An 18,518-nucleotide genomic window follows, 5' to 3' on the forward strand; every position below is an offset into this window, starting at 1 on the left:
AGATGTAATTACTTATGCAGAATTGCTGAAAATTAAAAAATCCCTTCTGGAAATTTTCTTCTAAGATAAAAAAGCGAAACAGTTAAATCGTCTGTTTCGCTTTTTTTGAAAGATAATAATTATCTGTATTTCATGACTTTGGGAGAGCTTACCGTTTTTATACTTTGTATAGAATATAATTATTCAGCTCCGGCCTCAACCAGCCATTGCTTTAGGTTATCGAGATCCCCGATCTCTCCGGCCACGATTTTGCTTATCCCGCCCTCCTTATTGATGATATAAGTTGTCGGCAGTGCATTGACGCTATACGAGGCAGATATCCTTCCGGTAACATCGATAATTACGGGAAATGAAAATCGCTGCTCCGCCATATACTCCGATACCGTCCCCTTAGATTCCCCAGCGTTCACGAACAAGGTCTCGACTGGAAGCTCTGCGGATTGGCTTAGTTCATTTAAGAGCGGCATTTCCCGCATACAGGGCTTGCACCAGGTAGCCCAGAAGTTAAGCAGCACGACCCGGCCCTTGTATTCACTGAGACTCACTTTCTCCCCCTGCAAGGTTACCGCTTCGAACGCCGGAGCTGAAGCCCCTATAGTCATTCTCCCGGCAGGAGGCTGGCTGGACTGCTGAAGGTACACCCAGATTCCGGCAGCGGAGGCAGCGGTAATAATCAGCAGAGTAACGATCCGGCGCAGCTTCATTCCAGCCCCAGACTGTGGTGAAAGGCGGCGTACAGCGAACCGAATTCTGCACGGATCTCTGCCGTTGTGCCTGAGCCCACATGCTTGCCCTGATTCAAGAAGACAATCTGATCAGCCACCCGGTCCGCAATCTCCAGCTGATGGGTGGAAAAGAGGACGGTATGCCCCTCTTCACGGATGTCCTGCAGCAGCTTCACGAATTCGTTCATCCAGAACGGGTCCAGCCCGTTAGTCGGCTCATCCATAATCAGGAGCGGCGGCTTCGCCAGCAGCGCTTGCGCGAACAGGACGCGCTGGCGCATCCCCTTGGAGAAGGTAGTCACCAGGGTGTTGCGTTTATCCGCAAGCCCGACTAAAGCCAGCACCTCCTCTACCCGCTCTTTGCGTCTGGGAATCCGGCGCAATGCCGCCCAGAAATTCAGCAGCTCTTCCGCAGACAGTCCGTGGCTGAATTGATAATCATCCGGCATATAGCCGATTTGCATGGAAAAGCGCTTGCGGGATTGCTTCCACTTCAGCCCGTTTAATGTAATTTCGCCGGAAGTCGGCTGCACTATCCCGGCTACCATCCGCAGCACCGTGCTTTTGCCGGCTCCATTCCCGCCGCACAAGGCAAGTATACTGCCGCCGGGAACCTGGAAGCTGATCTCTTCAACCAGTGCTTGCCGCCCTATGACCTTGGTAATCTCTTTCACCTGCACCAACGGGTTATCCACGGGAACGCCCCCTCTCCCAGATCCAATATACCGCTAAGACAGACAGCAGTACCCAGGCCGTGCAGACCCCGAGGAACAGCAGACTGCCGCCCGGACGGCTAATCCATTCCACCCACTGATAATATTCCGGTCCCAGGACCGACCCTCCGCCCAGCTTTACCACCACGAACAGACGCACCAGTTCAGCCGGATTAAGAATCGTCAGCACGATCAGCGCAGGCTTGATCCAGAGATACGGGAGCAGCCCGAGGCCTGCGATCAGGAACGTCGGCCAGCCGATTACAGCGAAGAACCAGACCGCTACAGAGATCGTCAAGGCCTGCCAGCGGTTGCGGGATAACGAGCCAATGAAGAGGGCGAGAGTCAGGAACAGTAAGACCAGACCTGCCGAGAAGGCCAGGAACAGGAAGTAAGTATCCGCCGCAAAAGCCATCCCGAGCAGGCCGCTGACCAGCCCCATCAGCCCGTAACCAAACGCTACAATCGTCAGCAGGACAGCGGCCATACCGGTGTATTTTCCCAGAACGAAGGACATGGTTCCAATGGGATAGGTGGATAAGAGCTGCCAGCTTCCGTCTTCCCGTTCCGAGGTCAGTGAGAAGGAGCCCAGAAATAATGTCATCAGCGGCAAAAGATACAGAATCAGGCTCAGCATGGAGCCCGTAACGGCAGTATAGCCTTCCACCGCATTATTCGCATGGATCAGCAGCAGCCCGAGACTGAAGGTGCAGAATAAGACCAGGAAAGAATAGGCCCACGGGTTGCGGAAGCCCATCTTAAGCTCTCTGCGGGCAATGTGCAGGATGTCAGCCATACTCACATATCCGTCTCATCGGAATGCGTGCCTTCCTCTGAGCTATGCTCCTCCATATGACCTTCCCCGCTCTGCATGCCCATGTTCATCATATCCTTGTTCTGCTTCCATTCATGGGAGGCCAGCTCTCCGGCGGTCAGCACAGCGCCTACCCCCTGCTCCTTCACGAACGCTTCTGCTGCCGCCTTGTCCTTGAAGCTAATCACTCCATAAGCCATAGGTGTACGCAGAGAAGCGTCATATACATAGCTCGCCTTGCTGAATTCAACCCAGCTCTTGTCGTTATAGTCGCGGACATAATCCATGCCGATCTGCTCCGTGCCGTTACTCTTCTTCCACTCATTCATACAGCCGATATCATCGAACTTATAATTCTTGCCGTCCTTGGTCGTTAGCTGAGTGGCGAAGGCATCATCCTTCACCTGCATATTGCAGACCACGCAGATATCGACATCTTCATTAACCGCTACCGGCTCGTACTTCTTCTGCCCGCAGGCCGCGAGGATCACCAGACTCATTGCTACCATAAATACCAGACTCCATCGTTTCATAACCGCAATACCCCCAAGTATATGATTGTAATGACAGACAGGAACAGCAGCAGCCAGCCTACTACCATGACCGTGCCTTGTCCGCCTGCCGCCTGATCCGGGCTAACTGTACCTGCCTCAAGCTGCATCAGCGGCGCTGAATCTGTGGACCACCCTGCCGAACCGCCGGTGTACATATCACTCAGGAAGGTCATCCCCGGTGACTGGAAAAACAGCTGATACGCTGCATTCCCGGCTACCAACTGTTGATAGAAGGGGTTGATCGCATACTTCAGGTCGCTAACCCCGTCCCCCGTGAGATCCAGTCCGCCAAAGGCGTCCCAGTAATTCCCGTTCATATCATTGTTCCTGCTGCCTGTGGCCTGGGCCTCAATGACATTCGCAATAAACCCGTTACGCTCAAAGCGGTTGCCCTCTGCATTCTCGAACTGTACACCGATATAGTTGCGGAGCACCAGATTCTGCTGCAGCTTGTTATCTGAGGACTGCTGCATGTAGATCCCCACCCGGTTGCCTTCGACCCGGTTGTTCATAATCTCTGAATTCTGCACATCGTAGAGCAGAATTCCCTGTGAATGTACATTCCGGCTCTGCTTGCGGAAGGAGTTCCCGGACACCACCACATCCGTTACGCCCATCACCATCGCGCCGGTAATGTTGTATTCCCCGGTGTTGTTAGTGACCTTCGAGCCATTGATATACATGCAATGGACCCCGTAACGCAGATAAGCAAGCTTGTTCTGATCCACCACCGTATTGCGGCTGTTCTCCAGATAGATGCCATCTCGCAGATAAACGATGTCGTTGCCCCGGATCACAGCACCGTGAGAGTTATAGAGATCGATCCCGTTGCCTCTCGTTCCCGGTGCTTCTCCTTTGGGGATGAACCAGCTTATTTTATTATCCGAGATCACTCCGCCATCGGCTTCACGCAGCAGTATTCCGTACCCTGCCGAATGAATCACCAGTCCCTTCAAGGTGACCCTGTCCGCTTCAACGCGTACAGCTGCCGCTTCCCCGTCGTTATTCTGCTGTATCTTCAGATTCTCAAGCCTTACACCGTCTGCTGCGATCAGCACCGCCGCCTGTTCATCTTTAGCCGTATGCAGCAGAATTGCCTTGCCGTTACCGTTAATCGTCACCCGCTTATTCAGCCGGACCGGACCGGAATAGGTTCCCGGAGCCAGGGTGATGAGATCTCCCTCACTGGCTGAATCAATGATGGGCTGAAGCGGAAGAGCCGCTTCTGTACTGCTCCCTGCATTGACCTCACGGCAGCAGAACAGGCATATAATGAACAAGCCTGCCAACAGTACAGCCCTTACTTTGGTGTAACGGGATGGACGAAAGCCTTGTGAGATTAGCATTGTTCACTCCCTCGACATAGTGACGTAGTAATGTTCCCAATTCCAGCCTTACAGCTGTGCAATGATAACGCTCCCATTGTAGGTAATAGGAGCTCCGCTGACCATAGCCCATTTTAGCTATCCTTGACAAAAAAATGTGTCTAAAATGTGATTAATCGTATTGTTATCTGTAACTGTATAGATGAACCGGGCGTCTTCTGCACGCCTCCAGTCTTGAAGCAAGAACACCTCATGATCATCCTTGCCCCAGAATGAATTCAGCATACGGAAGCTTTCGCCGTCAATCCCCTTCACTGTGCTACGGCCGTTGGCATTGTACAGCCCGTGCATCCAGTCCCATATTCCTTTTTGTCCACGTATTATAGTTGGTTTTCGCATACGTTCTGAAGTGCTTTTTCTTTTCATGGTGGTGCTCCGCCTATCTCTCACCAATTCTGAGCGTTTCCTCTCTCGGACCGTTTGTATGGATCGCATTGTTGCACATTTTGCAGGATTTCTCTAAAAAATGTTACTGCCTATTGTACATTGTTGCATCATTTGCAGGAATTCCGGTGATTAAATCAAGTTATCGCTGGCTTTGTTGCATTTCATGCAGGATTTCAGTATCTGGCGCTTCTATTGGGCAGCATTGTTGCACTTTTTGCAGGATTTCTCTAAAATGTTACGGGTATGGGGCCCCATCCCTCATCGCAGCTTATAATAACAAAAAAAGACCACAATCGGCGGAAGCCGGGCTGTGGTCTTTAATTTTTGATCTTATCTTCTTGCTTATTGCCCAATCGCTTTGAACGACTCGGTCTGGCGGGTGATTCCCTGCTCCGCGGCGAAGCGCTCAATGCTCGATGCGCCGAAGAATCCATGGATGCCCTTCGTCCGCTGAATGACATAAGCCGCATCCTCCGGCTCAGCAATCGGGCCGCCGTGGCAGATAATCATAATCTCCGGATTGACCGCCCGTCCGGCTTCGATAATCGCTTCAATACGCTCTACACAATCGTCCAGCGTCAGCGCGGTAACTGCACCGATGGTGCCCTTGGTGGTGAGACCCATGTGGGCAACCAGAATATCTGCGCCTGCTTCTGCCATGGCCCGCGCTTGTTCAGGATCAAATACATACGGGGTGGTCAGCATATCCAGCTCATGGGCGATACGGATCATTTCGACCTCCAGCCCGTAGCCCATCCCGGTCTCCTCCAGATTCTGCCGGAATACGCCATCGATCAGACCCACTGTCGGGAAATTCTGCACACCGCTGAAGCCCTGCTCCTTCAACTGCTTCAGGAAGACCTCCATCACCCGGAACGGGTCGGTGCCGCATACCCCTGCCAGAACGGGCGTATCCTTGACGACAGGCAACACCTCCGAGCCCATCTCCACCACGATCTGATTGGCGTCCCCATACGACAGCAAGCCTGCCAGTGAACCGCGTCCTGCCATTCTGTAACGGCCTGAATTATACACAATCAGCATATCCGCTCCGCCTGCCTCACTGCTCTTGGCGGTAATCCCCGTGCCTGCCCCGACACCAAGAAGAATTTTGCCCGCCTTCACCTCTTGCTTGAATCTATCCATAATCTCGGCTCTGGTCAGTTTATTCATTAGTAGCTCCTCCTTAATGTGTGGTTCAGGCCTTCGCAGCCTGCATGAGATCAACCAGCTTCCGGGCTGCCGCCTCGGCAAAAGCCGGATCATTAATCGCACAGTCCATTTCGATCAGCTCAACCCTTGAGCGGTCCACCTGCCGGCGCAGGGTATCGAACAGCATCCGGTCCTCTTCACGGCCGTAGAAAGGCTGCCCCTCCACATCAATGGCTGAAATGCCGCCAAGCGGCAGCATCAGCACCGTGCTCTCTGTCGCCATATTGAGCTTCTCGGCCAGTTTTCTGCCGATCTGCTCATTCTCCTCCACGGTCGTCCGCATCAGGGTGACGGTGGGATTATGCTGATAGAACCTATGGTCCTTGAACTTCTCCGGTACGGTATCCGCCGGTCCGAAGTTGCACATATCCAGAGCGCCCACCGAGACGACCTGCGGAATACGGTTGCGGCCTGCGGCCTCCAGGCGGTGCGGCCCTGCATTCAAGACGCCGCCGATCAGCTCATCCGCCCATTCGGTAGTGGTTAAATCCAGCACTCCTTCAATGAAACCCGCTTCGATCAGCGCCTCCATCGATTGTCCGCCAATTCCGGTTGCATGGAATACCAGCACCTCGTAGCCGCGCTCCTCCAGGTATTTGCGCGCTTCGGTCACACAAGGCGTGGTCACTCCGAACATGGTGGCTGCTACCAGCGGCTTTTTCTCCGGTTCATAGTCTGCTTCGAACAGGAGCATGCCTGCGATGGCAAACATCGCATTGCTGAATATTCTTGTCGAGATCGAATTGAGGCCTGAGACATCCACGACAGACGGAATCATCATAATATCGCTGGTACCGACATAGGGGGCGGTATTTCCGGAGGCCACCGTCGATACCAGCACCTTCGGTACGCCAATCGGCAGGGCCCTCATAGCAGGAGCAACCAGTGATGTTCCGCCGGTGCCCCCGAAGGAAATAATGCCGTCAAACTTGCCCTCCTGGTATAACCGGGGAACGAGCTGCTCCAGTCCTTTTGACAACACCTCTGTAGCTAACGCCCGGTCTTTCTTAGCAACAAGCTCGTCCAGCTCCACCCCTGCGGCGGAAGCGACCTCCCGGTTAGACACCTCGGGAAGGAAGGCCGGCTCGAAAACACCGGTATGGATCATCAGGGCTTTGAGGCCCAGCTCCTCTGCAAGCTGCTTGATGTACAGGTACTCCTCACCCTTCGTATCAAACGTTCCAGCTATAGCGATCGTCTTCATTCTGCTGCCTCCTCGTATGCGTATCATAGATTCATCATACCGGGCATTTTTATATATGAAAACGCTTTTATGTCCTATGTTTTTGTGTTTAGGTTAGATTTGTACTGCTTGGGCGAGCAGCCCATAAGCTTTTTGAACATTCTGCTGAACTGGGCATAGTCGGGGTAGCCGACCATTGCGGACACCTCGGATAATGGCAGGTGCGGGGCCTGGAGCAGGATGGCAGCCTTTTGCATACGGAAACCGACCAGATAGCTCTGGAAGCTGCACCCGACTTCTTTTTTAAATAAGCTGCTCAAATAACTGCGTGACACATGCGCCACCTTGGCCAGATCTGCGAACACAACTTCCTCGCTGTAATTCTGGGCGACATATTCTTTGACGAATTCTACGTAATCGTAATGCCGGGTGATGCCGCTGAGCATTTTGACCATGAGATCATCCTCATCCAGCTTGCCCAGGCGCTTGAAATCGCGGGTTATGGATGTAATCGACATCTCGGAGGGAATCCGTTCAAAGGCTGAGCCGCCAATGTAGCCCATTATCTGCGTGTTGCTGCTGTACATGTACTGAACATCAACCGGAGTCTTGACCGGCCCGCCGTAAATCATCTTAATGACTTCAGGCTTAACCTCCCCGCAGGCAGTGAGAATGCGCAGGGCCTTCGCCTTGGCAGCTTCCAGGGAGACGACCTTCCGCGCCCCCAGCAATCCGCCTACGGTCAGGCCGAGATGCACACAGATCACATCTGCCCCCGCTTCGGCCATTTGGACCGCCTGGGATTCGTCGAAGACGAAGGCCACGGTGAACAACCCCTGCTGATGAGCCAGACGTATAGCCTCAACCTCTCTGTCATAGCTGATCCCGTCTTCCTCCAGCGCCTCTCTGAACACCCCGTCGATCAGGCCGACCGTCGGATAATTGTTCACTCCCGCGAAGCCTCTGGCCTTGATCTCTTCTATATAAAGGGACATTTCTCTCGTTGGATCATTCGCATTCAGCCCGAACAGCACCGGAGTGTCTCTCACCAGCGGCACTATCTCCTTCGAGGCAAAATCCATCACCATCTCATTGCTGTTGCAGAAGGGCAGGAACCCAGCCAGCGAGCTTCTCCCCATCTGCCTGAACTTGCCCGAATTCAGCATGAGAATGAAGTCTGCTCCGCTGTCAGCGGCAACCTTGGCTGTAATTCCCGTGCCTGTTGAGACACCGATAATATGGTTGCCTTCTCGAAGCTGTGTCTGGAGCCGTTCCAGAATAGCAGGCCGGTTCAAGTGTCATCCCTTCTCTCTAACATTGTTCACTTCTTGTCCATCTTACCATGGCCGCCAGCCTGATAGAATCAGCAGAGTATACACAAGCATGATTCCCCCTGCCGCAGCATCCATTCGCGAGAAGTGCAGCACTCTGAACGAGGTCCGGCCCCTCCCGTCTCCGTAAGCTCTGGCCTCAATGGTCATAGCGAGCTGCTCGGCCCGGCCGATTGTAGTAACCAGCAGCGGAATGATTAAACGCAGGCAGGCTTGAAGCCGCTGGCGGCCTCGGAGGCTCCCAATTTCGCAGCCCCGTGCCTTCTGCGCCATAAGAATGCGGTCCAGCTCCTGGCTGATGGTCGGAATGAAGCGGACCGCCAGCATGACCATCAGTGCGAAGGCTTCCACAGGAATCCCCAGACGGGCGAGCGGCTTGCACATGACTTCCAGGCCTTTGGCCAGATCCAGCGGCTTTGTGGTCCGTGTCAGGACCAGGGCAAACGCGACCGGAAGCAGAATGCGCCAGAGGTTGAATATTTCCGTCATGATACCGGCCTGGCTCCGGTTGAACAGAAGATGATAGCATAGCGGCAGCAGCAGGAACAAGAGCACCGGCCGTAAGCCGCCGAGGTACAGACGAAGCGGGAGACGGGATAACCGCATGGAACTCCCTGCAAGTACAGCAGCTGCCAAATATCCGCAGGGTGATCTTAGCTGCATACAGCACAGGGTGAACACAACGACGCTCACCAGCTTGGTCCGCGGATCAAGCTGGTGAATGACAGAATTGGAATGGACATACTGCCCCCAAGCGGTCGCAGTGCTCATGCCAGCTTGCCTTTGCCGTGCCAGACTGCTCTGACCCGTTCCATAATATCGGCTTCCCGGCAGCTTGCCGGCTCCAGCCTCTGCCCGGATAACTGCTCCATGAGTCTTAAGAGCTGCACCGGCTCCGGCAGAGGCAGGCCAGCCTGTTCCATCTGCTCCGGGCGCTTCAGGAATAATTCATTCACCCCGTAGTGACCCAAGCTGCGCCCTTCATGGAAAAGAATCACCTCATCCGAATATTCGGCTACGTCCTCCAGTTGATGGGAAATGAACAGCACCGTCCGCCTGTTCTCCTTCTGCCAGCTTCGGAGCCGGGAGAGCAGTGACCTTCTGCTGCCTGGATCAAGCCCTGCCGCCGGCTCATCCAGAATCAGCAGCTCCGGGTCCGCAATCAGCACAGAAGCTATCGCCACCCGCCGCTTCAGCCCCCCGCTGAGCTGGAACGGATTCTGCGGAAGAAGCACAGCGGGTATCCCCACCTTTTCCATAACCGCATGAATAGCTTGGTCCACGCTTGTTCTGGATACCCCCTGCACAGTGAGCGCAAACGCCAGCTCCTGCTCCACCGTCGCCGCAAAGAGCTGGTGCTCCGGATACTGAAAAACATAGCCGATCTGCGGAACCACCTTCAGCCGTCCGTGGCGGTCTTTTGGCATAGGCTGTCCATGCTGTGTGTATTCGCCTCTATAGAAGGGAATCAGCCCTTTAACCACCTTGGCAAAAGTAGACTTCCCGGCCCCGGTCCGGCCGATCAGCGAGATCCACTTCCCCTCCTGCAGATGGCAGCTTACCGAACGCAGGATATCCCGGCCGTCCAGCCTTACACTTATATCCCTTAACGCATAGCCCATAATTGCCTGATCCCCTCCTTCCAGTCCGCGCTTACGGATACATCTAGTCCAAGAGCCTGATACAATCTGGCTGTAAAAGGTAGCTCCAGCGCCTGCCCGGCGATAGAGTTATTGCTGAACAAGCGGGAAGGCGGCCCGTCATAGGCCAGTTCCCCGTTGTTTAGCAGCAGAACGCGGTCAGCGGCCAGCACCTCATCCATATGATGCGTGATGTGGATGATCGTCAGGCCTTGCCGGTGCAGGCCATGCAGAAGCTGAAGAAGCTCTTGTCTCCCCTGCGGGTCGAGCATGGAGGTTGCTTCATCCAGGATCAGAATCTCCGGCTGCATGGCGATAACAGCAGCCACGGCGGCCCGCTGCTTCTGTCCGCCGGATAGCTGATGCGGAGAGGCGTCTGCGTAGGCTTCCATCTGCACAGCCCGCAGGGCAGCCTCTGCACGCTGCCTCATCTCTGCTCCCGGCACCCGCAGATTCTCCAGTCCGAACACCACTTCATCCAGCACCGACGCCGTGATAAACTGATCGTCCGGGTTCTGGAAGACAAGTCCGGCCCGCTCACGGATGCTCACAAGATCATCCCGGTTCAGGGTACTAAGTGCCCCCAATCTTACCTCTCCCCTTCTAGGCCGCAGCAGCCCGTTCATTAGCTTGGCGGCTGTGGATTTGCCGCTGCCGTTCGCTCCGGTGACGGCTACGAATTCACCGGGATGAATCCCGAAGCTAAGCTGGCGGAGCACAGGCTCCCTCTGCCGGTAATCATAATTCACCCGGTCAAAAATCAGCATTGGCGCTGCTCCTTTCTGTTCTATCCTTCACTTTCATACCCGCTCATCTGCGGGGTATCCCTTCGACAAGTACAGCCAGCCCCATCGTCAATCCATTCGGGAGGCAGACGGGCCTCATGGATTAACCGCTGAATCAGCGGAGCCAGCAGCTGCTCCGGTTCCAGCGTACAGAGCTGTCCGCCGATTCTGCCGACTGGCGTCCGCTTGGCCAGGACCAGGACCGCGGGATGGCGGAGCAGTACGGCCTCGACTTCCTCGGGGAACACCTTCAGTCCTCCGCTCTTGATCATACTGCCTGCGCGTCCGGCCAGGCGCAGTTGCCCCTCCCCATCCATAGCCGCATAATCTCCTGTCCGTCCGATATCGCGATGCGGTGCGGGACCTGCTGTGCACGCTCCAGAATAAGCTCTGCCAGATTCATCGCTGTCTATCCCCTTCTCTTGTCTTCAAGCGGACTGAGCGCCCGGAGCTGCATGGTGATGACGGCGGCCAGCAGAGCCTTGATCAGATCTCCGGGCAGAAAAGCCGCAGACCCGGCAAGTCCGGTCCAGAGCGGAGTATGTGTGATCCAGGCCATGGCCGAAGCGCCGATCAGATTAACGAGCAGAACGCCAAAGATCAGATTAACAGCGAACAGCTTCCAGGCCCGGAGCTTCGGCCAGACCGCTTCAGCGAACCAGCCGATCAGCCCGGCTGCCAGCGGCCAGCTGAACAAATAGCCTCCTGTCGGTCCAACCAGGATAGCCAGCCCGCCGCGTCCGCCTGGTAAGACCGGCAAGCCTAGCGCAATGAGGATAAGGAAAACGATCAGGCTGAGCGCACCCGTCCGCCAGCCCAGGAAACAGCCGGCCAGCATGACGCCAAGCGTCTGGGCAGTGACAGGTACAGGAATAATGCCTAGGGATACGGGCGGAATCAAGCCCAGCACCGCGATTAGCGCGGCAAATAAGGCCGCATAGACCAACTCTTTAATTCTCAATTCAATAACCTCCACGAGATAAGATATAAGAACTGGACGGCCTTCCGGTTAGGGGGTCCAGCCAATAAGCTGAATTATAGTGGAGGATGGTTCTATTGTAAACCATTATTTAATTATAGGTTCACAATTGAATCATATAAGATGCCCTAAAGAAATAACGAAAAGTCTTGATTTTTCTAATGATCCTAAGCATGTTAATATACTTAAAGAGATGAGTTCGGAACGTTAGACTTGTGGAGGGTTATAGGCATGACAGTCAAAGAACATATCCTGGCCTTACTGGACAGCAATAAGGGTGAGTACTTCTCCGGCGAGGATATCGCCGGGCGGTTATCCGTGACGCGCAGCGCAGTCTGGAAGGCCATCAAAGCACTGCAAAGCGATGGCTACTCCATTCAGGCCGTTACCAATAAAGGATACTCCCTGTCCCCGCAGACGGACATTCTGTCCGCCGCAGCGGTGTCCAAATACCTGGATCCCCGGGGCCAGAAGCTGCGGCTTGAGGTCTTCAAGAGCGTGGCTTCCACGAACGAGCTGGTGAAGGCGCTGGCTTCCGGCGGAGAATCGGAAGGCAAAGTCATTCTCTCGGAGGAGCAGACCGCCGGGCGTGGCCGGAAAGGCCGGCCTTTCTTTTCCCCTGCGGGGACAGGCATCTATATGAGCATTCTGCTGCGTCCCCGGCTGTCGGCGGCGGATGCTACGCTACTGACTACCTCTGCTGCCGTTGCGGTTGCTCTGGCTATCGAGAGAGTGTCCGACCTCAGCACACAGATCAAATGGGTGAATGACGTATTCATGAACGGTAAAAAGGTGTGCGGAATCCTCACCGAGGCTTCCCTGTCTCTGGAGAGCGAGTGGCTGGATTATGCTGTGCTCGGGATCGGGATCAATGTGACACTGCCCTCCGGCGGCTTTCCCGCAGAGCTGTCTGAGGTTGCGACCTCTATCTATCAGGCAGGCAATCCCGAAGGGGATTTGCGGAACCGGCTTACAGCCGAAGTGCTGAACCGCTTCATGGCCTATTATGAGCAGCTTAAGGAACGGCTGTTCCTGCCCGATTACCGCCAGCGCATGATGTCCTTGGGCGAGACAATTATGGTTGTTAAGGAGCATCAAGAGCAACCGGCAACCGCCGTTGATATCGACAATGACTGCCGCCTGAAGGTCCGGTATCCGAATGGCGAAGAGGAATATCTGTCGAGCGGCGAGGTTCGTATTCTGCTCTAACGCCTCAAACCACAATTCCCAAGCGTTATTTGCGGGTTGTGGTTTTTTAATGCCATTGTTTCGGCCCGGATATTTGACGCGTGAATTGATTGATGCCAGAAAATAGATGCAGCATAGCTTAGCAAATACTTTACTGACTTTATGGGTCATGGTCTGCTTGAAGATCATAAATATTCCGAGCTGGTTAGCGCGATATTAAAAAAGCAAAGGAGTAGAAGTGTATGAACAAGCAAACAAACCGCACCCCGCAAGCGACGCTTGCGGGGTGCGGTTTTTCAATTACGGCTTAGTTGTGGCTTGCTTCAGTGCTGAAGTTATTTACTCCCCTGCGCTTGCTGGGTGGGACCGTAATTGGCCGCTCCGGTGAAGTGAACATCTTCCGGCGCGGGATACACCTTCGGGATGCGCAGATCCCGTTGATACAGCCACAAATGCTCTCCCCGGGGAGCGATATCCACGACATCACAGCCTCTCCAGGAGACCTTGTATTCCTCGCCGCGCACCGTCTCCTTCACCACCACCGTCTCCAGCGGATGCGCAAGCTCTACCGTATCCCCTTCTCCAACACTGCGGATCACAAGCAGATTGCCTTCCCGTGCGGCTGCACATACGGCTCCATTTAACCTAACGGTGAGGTCCGTCCCCATCCAGTCATAGACCCGTACCGCAACATTACACGGCTGCTTGGCTGTCATGGACATATATCCCTGATCGGGATAGCTCATGGTGACGGTAGCCTCGTCCGTCTCCTTATCCACCGGCATATTGACGATTACTGTGCCATTCTGGAATTCCACCGCCCGATTCCATATGATCTCCAGGGCTACCGGAGCCATGCCGACGCAGCAGCCCGCAATAGAGCGGAACCTGGATAACGACATGGAATTCACGAGTGAGCCTCCGGTGAAGCCCCCGATCATTCTTGTATCAATCTCCCTGTAGGTTATGCCTGCTTCGTCAGGCCGGGTGTTGTCTGTGACCACGTAGGCAGATACCTTTAGCTGATTCTCCACCAGCTGGTTCCGCGCGTACAAGGTCATATCCTCCCAATATTCCTCATACCCGGCCAAAATCAGCTCATTTGCACATTCGATCATGTCCTTGATGCAGCAGGTCTCGCAATGCTCCTCATGCGGCGGATGCCACTGGGCATACTCAGGCACCCAACCGAAGGAGGAGGACAGGCTGCGGATATAATCATAGATTCCTTTCCCTGCGGTAATATACCACTCCTTGCCCGTTACCCGGCCCAGACGTACCAGACCGGAAGCTACCCAGCCTGCAGAATGGACATGTCCGAAGAATTCCATCTTATAATTGAAATAGCGTGAAGGTCCGAGCAGGTGGTTGGCGAGACCCGTTGCGAGATCAAGTGCCGCCTCATCTCCGGCAAGCTCATATCTGCGCACCAGAGAATGAAGAACAATGGCATTGCGGATTGCCTGCTCCCCCCGCCCGGTATGCCTGGACAGATCGAAGCCGCCGTCCTTCAAATACACATCATTCGGGAATTCGTAGAGCGGCTCCTGCTCCTCATAATCCCCCGACCAGAATGTTCGGACCGTCCGCTCGATCACCAGGGAACGCATTCCCCTGACCAGCCCGGCCGCTCTGCTCTCCGCCTCCACATCCCCGGGATCATTCTCCAGCATCCGGTTCAGCGCAGGAAGAATATAGCCCATCTCGTGAAAAGAGCTATGATTCGTGTGCGTCCACGGATAAGGCTCATGAAAGCGCAGGCCGTGCTCCCCCCAGGACTTCATCAGATGACGGTAAAAGGATTGCTGCACCGCAGCGCCTTCCCCCGTCTTCAGCATTTTGCGCACCGCATCTATAGCCTCATACCAGGAGCCGACCAGCTCCGCATCGTCCACCCGGCAGTGGGCAGCCTCAGCTGGCTTCTTATGCGGCAGTACAAGCCAATAGGGCAGATTATCTTCCTGCGCATCCACCATAGAGGTCAGATAACCCAGAACGAGCTTGGCACTCAGTAACGGCGTGAACTTTTCGTAAGTTTGACTTGCCATGTTGTCTATCCCTCCGCTGCTTAATCTCCGGTAACACTGACCTTGAAGTCGTCGAAGTCGATAGACGCATTCGCATAGCCGTCAACGCCGAACAGTTGTCCGGTCAATGTGCTGCCGCCCGTATGACGAAAGGCGAAATCTGTAGCAGCCGGAACAGTTTCATTGTTGATATAGACGCTGTACGTCTTGGCATCCCAGTTCGCGACCATTTTGATGCTATACCACGTGCCCAGCGAGAAGTCTCTCACCTTGACCTTGTTGGAACCGCCATTCTGCACCAGGATTTTACCGGAATCAAACGCTGTCACCATCGAATAGTTTCCGGTCCCGCTATCATTTCTTACCATAGCGCCGTTGGCATACTGGAAGTTGCTGTTTAACCGGACACGGTACTCGATAACAATCCGCTGATTCCCCTCAGCGTTTACATCGCCCGCATAAGGCAAGAAGAGGTTGGCTTTGCCTGCTACTGAGGTTGTGGTTAACCGCAGGAATTTATTGCCTGCTTCCTCCTGAACCACAGCGGCGGCGCCATTCGTCAGATCCTGCGTTGTAATGCCATAGGGATATTTGCCGGTTGTATCGCCGGAGAAATCCCGGTAAGCCTTATAGGTTATCCCGTTCTGTGTGGTATTCAGTGAAGCCAGCAAGGCGGCTTCCGCTTCAGCAAGTGCATTCAGCTCTGCATTGAACTGCGCCTGCGTCAATTCCGCATTACCGGCCAACGCCTCCGCATGATCCACGGCGGCAACGAAGTCAGCGTACTTGGCTCCGCTATAATTGCCTGCCCCGTTCCCAAGCGGATAGGAGTTATTAGCCAGCTTGCTGCGAAGCTGATTCACGATCTCATCCAGGCCATAGCCCGGCACAACCTCTACAGAAATCGTGGAAGAGAACTCCTGCCCGTCTATCTTGAGGGTCACAGGCATCTGAACCGTGCCAATGGTACTGAAGTCCAGACCTGCCGTCTCGCTGCCGGTTACCTGTGCCTGAACCGGCTGGTTATGGTATACAGAATTAACAACTACTGGAATTGAAGGAACCACTCCCGAAGGCGTCTTCAGTGTTGTTGTGACCTGAACGGCATTTGAAGCGTTAATAAATGTTATTGGGTAAGTAGCTTGCTTGCCGCCTGATACGGCTGTAATTAGCGCCGTGCCCGGTTGAACAGCACTTACTGTATGGGTTGCCGGGTCAATGGCCGCCACGCCTGGATTGCTGCTGGTGTACTGAGCACTCGCGGTTACATCCTGAACTTCATAATTGTTGTAAAGTGCTGTTGCCCACAGCGGTGAGCTGGTCTGGCCGCTGATCAGCACAGGCTCCGGCCCGGTGAGCACCAAGGACTGCACTGTTTTCGGATCAGCTTTGACGTTAACTGCTGCGGTTGCGGTTTTGCCGTTATAGGAGGCGGTAATGGTTGCATTTCCTGCTCCGGCGGCCTTCACTTGATTCCCAGCTTGAATAACGGCTACGTTCGTATCAGACGAGGTCAGGACCACGCCTGCCGTGACAGCAGAATAGGTAGTTCCTGTTACTGTATAGAGGGGCAGGCTGCGGGTCTCGTTAAGTCCCAGCGTATATCCGGGAGCCCCCAACAGCAGCTCCGAGGTATTCAGCCGGGATAAATCCAGGCTGTCGATGTCCGCCAGATTGTTCCCCTTGAAGAAGCGGAGAACATTGTCTCCCTGCTGAAGATAGATTTTCGCCGTAGAGGCTCCCCAGCGGTTCGCGCCGGAATAGACGATATTCATCGACGCTCCGGAGCCGCCGTTGACCGACAGGATATGAGAGGCATCCCCCGCATTCGCTGAGCCGTTGCTGTTACGCACGGACAGCACGTAGAAGCCCGTTTCCGGCACATTGACATTGAACTGGGCATAGTCGAAGGTGTTCGCGAGGCTGGTAATCTTCATCCCGCCGGAGGCGGAGCTTTCGCGCCGGACCGCCGGGGATGAAGCGCCAGCCGGATCTTTTACAAGCAGAGCTTGTTCGGCTTCATAACGAATTCGGGCCGGCTCGCCTGATGGGACTGCTATCGGATTGTTCGGATTAACAGGCTCTCCCAGGTTCGGCGTGTTGTCTGTATTCCAGGAGAACTTCTGCGTGCGGACATTGCGGGTCCAGCCTGAGCCCGGCCAGCGGGCGGAATGGTAGATGATCCAGTCCTCGGTACCGTCCGGTGAAGTCACGATACTGTGATGGCCCGGGCCATAGACACCGTTCGCGCTTGCGAAGATCGGCTGGTTAAGCTTGGTCCAGGAAGCGGGATTCATCAGATCGGCGCTGGTGCCGGCTGTGATTAATCCGAGGCTATAGCTGTCTGTCCAGCTTCCGTTGGCGGAGTACACCAGATTGATCTTGTTCCCCTTGATCGTAATCTGCGGTCCTTCATTAATCCGGCCGGGGGAGGTCTCCCAGTCATATTCCGGTGTGGACAGGAGCACGCGCTGCGAGCTGATCGTCCATGGATTGCTCATTCTGGCAATGTACAGATTCTGAAAGCTGCCATCGGTATCCTCCCAGCCGGACCAGATGAAGTAGTGCTGGTCACCGATCGTCAGCACAGTGCCGTCAATCGCCCAGCGGTCCGTGGCATCGGTAATCTTGCCTTTGAAGGTCCAGCTTCCGCTCATCGGATCGGCACTGGCATTCTCCAGCACATACATGCGGTGGTTGGCGTTGGTTCCGTTATCGGCTGCGAAGTAGATATACCATTTGTACTGACCGTCCGTATCCTTGAGATAATGCATCTCTGGCGCCCACACATTGGAGCTGTACATGGTTCCTTTAACGGGCGACCAAGCCAGACTCCGCTCGCCTGCTTCAATGCCGATAATGCTCTTTGACCTGCGGACCATGACGCCGCTGGCATTAACAAAGGTGTTGTAATAATAGCCGTCCGTGTGCTTGTATACCCAGGGATCGGCCCCGGTCTGCATGATGACATTGTAGAAATCCGTCACGTTCGTTCCCCCTTGTGCTGCCATCACCGTCTCCGGCGTAACCGGCCCCGATTCTTCCGCCGCAGCGCCCCCTCCCCACTGAGGCAGCATGAGCAGGACCACGAGGCTGAGCAGCAGAGCTTTGACACTTGTTCTGGACCACTTCTGTTCTTTCCAGGCAAAATTAACCGCTTTCATTTTTTCATCTCCTTCTAGCAGGAATGATGATTCCGTCTGGCGTACTCATAATACCCTCCAGGGCGGCTTAAAAAAATGGAAGATCTTAAATTGTTTTTGTAATCAAATAATTGGATAAATGCAGCTTAATTTCTCGACTTCTGGCGATTGCAGGGAAACAAGTGGAAAAAGAGCAACTGCTGCTCACGGATTCAGGCACTTTAAGTAAATAGCGCTTGAGTAAGTGCTGTTTATCCAACTAATGCGTCCGGGTGGGCTGTAACTCTATCAGAAGGTGGACTAAATCCAACTATTTTCCCCTTCCCGCCTGAATCATCCAGAGGCCTTCCTCCGGTACAGAGGCGGTATGAGGCTAAGCCCTCTCCACACAGCCAAACAGGGCACCTCCCGTTTAACGGAGGCACCCTGATCTGATCCGCACGCACTTACTA

Annotated in this window: 18 protein-coding genes; 1 reads left to right on the forward strand and 17 read right to left on the reverse strand. The window is 54.5% G+C overall.

Going from position 1 to position 18,518, the window contains the following annotated elements; genetic code table 11:
• Nucleotides 1–179 precede the first annotated feature (179 nt).
• From NSU18_RS03570 to NSU18_RS03640, 15 genes are all read right to left on the reverse strand, one after another.
• Nucleotides 180–704 carry a redoxin domain-containing protein gene (locus NSU18_RS03570; RefSeq protein ID WP_341148242.1) on the reverse strand — a complete coding sequence of 175 codons (525 nt, stop codon included), beginning with the start codon at nucleotides 702–704 and terminating at the stop codon, nucleotides 180–182.
• Nucleotides 701–1,420 (reverse strand): ABC transporter ATP-binding protein, encoded by a 720-nt coding sequence (locus NSU18_RS03575; protein WP_341148243.1) that lies wholly within the window; start codon nucleotides 1,418–1,420, stop codon nucleotides 701–703. The genes NSU18_RS03570 and NSU18_RS03575 overlap by 4 nt, the downstream gene beginning before the upstream one ends.
• Nucleotides 1,413–2,234: an ABC transporter permease gene (locus tag NSU18_RS03580; protein ID WP_341150978.1), complete on the reverse strand. Its 822-nt coding sequence runs from the start codon at nucleotides 2,232–2,234 to the stop codon at nucleotides 1,413–1,415. Before NSU18_RS03580 ends, NSU18_RS03575 begins: the two co-directional genes overlap by 8 nt.
• 2 nt (nucleotides 2,235–2,236) lie before the next feature.
• On the reverse strand, nucleotides 2,237–2,785 hold the full coding sequence (locus tag NSU18_RS03585; RefSeq protein WP_341148244.1) for a nitrous oxide reductase accessory protein NosL: 549 nt from the start codon (nucleotides 2,783–2,785) through the stop codon (nucleotides 2,237–2,239).
• Nucleotides 2,782–4,152: a right-handed parallel beta-helix repeat-containing protein gene (locus tag NSU18_RS03590; RefSeq protein WP_341148245.1), complete on the reverse strand. Its 1,371-nt coding sequence runs from the start codon at nucleotides 4,150–4,152 to the stop codon at nucleotides 2,782–2,784. Before NSU18_RS03590 ends, NSU18_RS03585 begins: the two co-directional genes overlap by 4 nt.
• 117 nt (nucleotides 4,153–4,269) lie before the next feature.
• Nucleotides 4,270–4,557: a hypothetical protein gene (locus NSU18_RS03595; RefSeq protein ID WP_341021893.1), complete on the reverse strand. Its 288-nt coding sequence runs from the start codon at nucleotides 4,555–4,557 to the stop codon at nucleotides 4,270–4,272.
• A gap of 363 nt (nucleotides 4,558–4,920) precedes the next feature.
• Nucleotides 4,921–5,751, reverse strand: a complete 831-nt coding sequence (locus NSU18_RS03600) for a phosphoenolpyruvate hydrolase family protein (protein ID WP_341021892.1) — start codon at nucleotides 5,749–5,751, stop codon at nucleotides 4,921–4,923.
• 25 nt (nucleotides 5,752–5,776) lie between these two features.
• Entirely contained in the window at nucleotides 5,777–6,994 is a 1,218-nt protein-coding gene (locus tag NSU18_RS03605) for a Tm-1-like ATP-binding domain-containing protein (RefSeq protein WP_341148246.1), read from the reverse strand.
• 74 nt (nucleotides 6,995–7,068) lie between these two features.
• Nucleotides 7,069–8,268, reverse strand: a complete 1,200-nt coding sequence (locus NSU18_RS03610; RefSeq protein ID WP_341148247.1) for a phosphoenolpyruvate hydrolase family protein — start codon at nucleotides 8,266–8,268, stop codon at nucleotides 7,069–7,071.
• A gap of 42 nt (nucleotides 8,269–8,310) precedes the next feature.
• Nucleotides 8,311–9,075 (reverse strand): energy-coupling factor transporter transmembrane component T family protein, encoded by a 765-nt coding sequence (locus tag NSU18_RS03615; protein WP_341148248.1) that lies wholly within the window; start codon nucleotides 9,073–9,075, stop codon nucleotides 8,311–8,313.
• Nucleotides 9,072–9,926: an ATP-binding cassette domain-containing protein gene (locus tag NSU18_RS03620; protein WP_341021887.1), complete on the reverse strand. Its 855-nt coding sequence runs from the start codon at nucleotides 9,924–9,926 to the stop codon at nucleotides 9,072–9,074. Before NSU18_RS03620 ends, NSU18_RS03615 begins: the two co-directional genes overlap by 4 nt.
• A complete protein-coding gene (locus NSU18_RS03625) occupies nucleotides 9,911–10,711 on the reverse strand; it encodes an ATP-binding cassette domain-containing protein (RefSeq protein WP_341021885.1) in 801 nt (266 codons plus the stop codon). Before NSU18_RS03625 ends, NSU18_RS03620 begins: the two co-directional genes overlap by 16 nt.
• A 20-nt stretch (nucleotides 10,712–10,731) precedes the next feature.
• Nucleotides 10,732–11,046: a hypothetical protein gene (locus tag NSU18_RS03630; protein WP_341148249.1), complete on the reverse strand. Its 315-nt coding sequence runs from the start codon at nucleotides 11,044–11,046 to the stop codon at nucleotides 10,732–10,734.
• The gene (locus NSU18_RS03635) at nucleotides 10,998–11,132 is read right to left on the reverse strand and encodes a hypothetical protein (RefSeq protein WP_341021883.1); all 135 of its coding nucleotides are present in this window, start codon (nucleotides 11,130–11,132) and stop codon (nucleotides 10,998–11,000) included. The genes NSU18_RS03630 and NSU18_RS03635 overlap by 49 nt, the downstream gene beginning before the upstream one ends.
• A 6-nt stretch (nucleotides 11,133–11,138) precedes the next feature.
• Nucleotides 11,139–11,690, reverse strand: a complete 552-nt coding sequence (locus NSU18_RS03640) for a biotin transporter BioY (RefSeq protein WP_341148250.1) — start codon at nucleotides 11,688–11,690, stop codon at nucleotides 11,139–11,141.
• A 249-nt stretch (nucleotides 11,691–11,939) separates the two neighbouring features.
• On the opposite strand from NSU18_RS03640, the gene NSU18_RS03645 reads away from it, so the two are divergent.
• Entirely contained in the window at nucleotides 11,940–12,917 is a 978-nt protein-coding gene (locus tag NSU18_RS03645; RefSeq protein WP_341148251.1) for a biotin--[acetyl-CoA-carboxylase] ligase, read from the forward strand.
• A gap of 314 nt (nucleotides 12,918–13,231) precedes the next feature.
• On the opposite strand, the gene NSU18_RS03650 is transcribed toward NSU18_RS03645, so the two are convergent.
• A complete protein-coding gene (locus tag NSU18_RS03650; RefSeq protein ID WP_341148252.1) occupies nucleotides 13,232–14,944 on the reverse strand; it encodes a hypothetical protein in 1,713 nt (570 codons plus the stop codon).
• 20 nt (nucleotides 14,945–14,964) lie between these two features.
• A complete protein-coding gene (locus tag NSU18_RS03655; protein WP_341148253.1) occupies nucleotides 14,965–18,087 on the reverse strand; it encodes a family 43 glycosylhydrolase in 3,123 nt (1,040 codons plus the stop codon).
• Nucleotides 18,088–18,518 lie beyond the last annotated feature (431 nt).

It is taken from the genome of Paenibacillus sp. FSL H8-0048, from assembly GCF_038002825.1.
Classification (GTDB): domain Bacteria; phylum Bacillota; class Bacilli; order Paenibacillales; family Paenibacillaceae; genus Paenibacillus_AQ.

Coding starts and splice junctions, on each gene's coding strand:
- NSU18_RS03570 (WP_341148242.1), bottom strand. CDS start 704: ATGAAGCTGCGCCGGATCGTTACTCTGCTGATTATTACCGCTGCCTCC.
- NSU18_RS03580 (WP_341150978.1), bottom strand. CDS start 2,234: ATGGCTGACATCCTGCACATTGCCCGCAGAGAGCTTAAGATGGGCTTC.
- NSU18_RS03585 (WP_341148244.1), bottom strand. CDS start 2,785: ATGAAACGATGGAGTCTGGTATTTATGGTAGCAATGAGTCTGGTGATC.
- NSU18_RS03590 (WP_341148245.1), bottom strand. CDS start 4,152: ATGCTAATCTCACAAGGCTTTCGTCCATCCCGTTACACCAAAGTAAGG.
- NSU18_RS03595 (WP_341021893.1), bottom strand. CDS start 4,557: ATGAAAAGAAAAAGCACTTCAGAACGTATGCGAAAACCAACTATAATA.
- NSU18_RS03600 (WP_341021892.1), bottom strand. CDS start 5,751: ATGAATAAACTGACCAGAGCCGAGATTATGGATAGATTCAAGCAAGAG.
- NSU18_RS03605 (WP_341148246.1), bottom strand. CDS start 6,994: ATGAAGACGATCGCTATAGCTGGAACGTTTGATACGAAGGGTGAGGAG.
- NSU18_RS03615 (WP_341148248.1), bottom strand. CDS start 9,075: ATGAGCACTGCGACCGCTTGGGGGCAGTATGTCCATTCCAATTCTGTC.
- NSU18_RS03620 (WP_341021887.1), bottom strand. CDS start 9,926: ATGGGCTATGCGTTAAGGGATATAAGTGTAAGGCTGGACGGCCGGGAT.
- NSU18_RS03625 (WP_341021885.1), bottom strand. CDS start 10,711: ATGCTGATTTTTGACCGGGTGAATTATGATTACCGGCAGAGGGAGCCT.
- NSU18_RS03630 (WP_341148249.1), bottom strand. CDS start 11,046: ATGGATGGGGAGGGGCAACTGCGCCTGGCCGGACGCGCAGGCAGTATG.
- NSU18_RS03635 (WP_341021883.1), bottom strand. CDS start 11,132: ATGAATCTGGCAGAGCTTATTCTGGAGCGTGCACAGCAGGTCCCGCAC.
- NSU18_RS03645 (WP_341148251.1), top strand. CDS start 11,940: ATGACAGTCAAAGAACATATCCTGGCCTTACTGGACAGCAATAAGGGT.
- NSU18_RS03650 (WP_341148252.1), bottom strand. CDS start 14,944: ATGGCAAGTCAAACTTACGAAAAGTTCACGCCGTTACTGAGTGCCAAG.
- NSU18_RS03655 (WP_341148253.1), bottom strand. CDS start 18,087: ATGAAAGCGGTTAATTTTGCCTGGAAAGAACAGAAGTGGTCCAGAACA.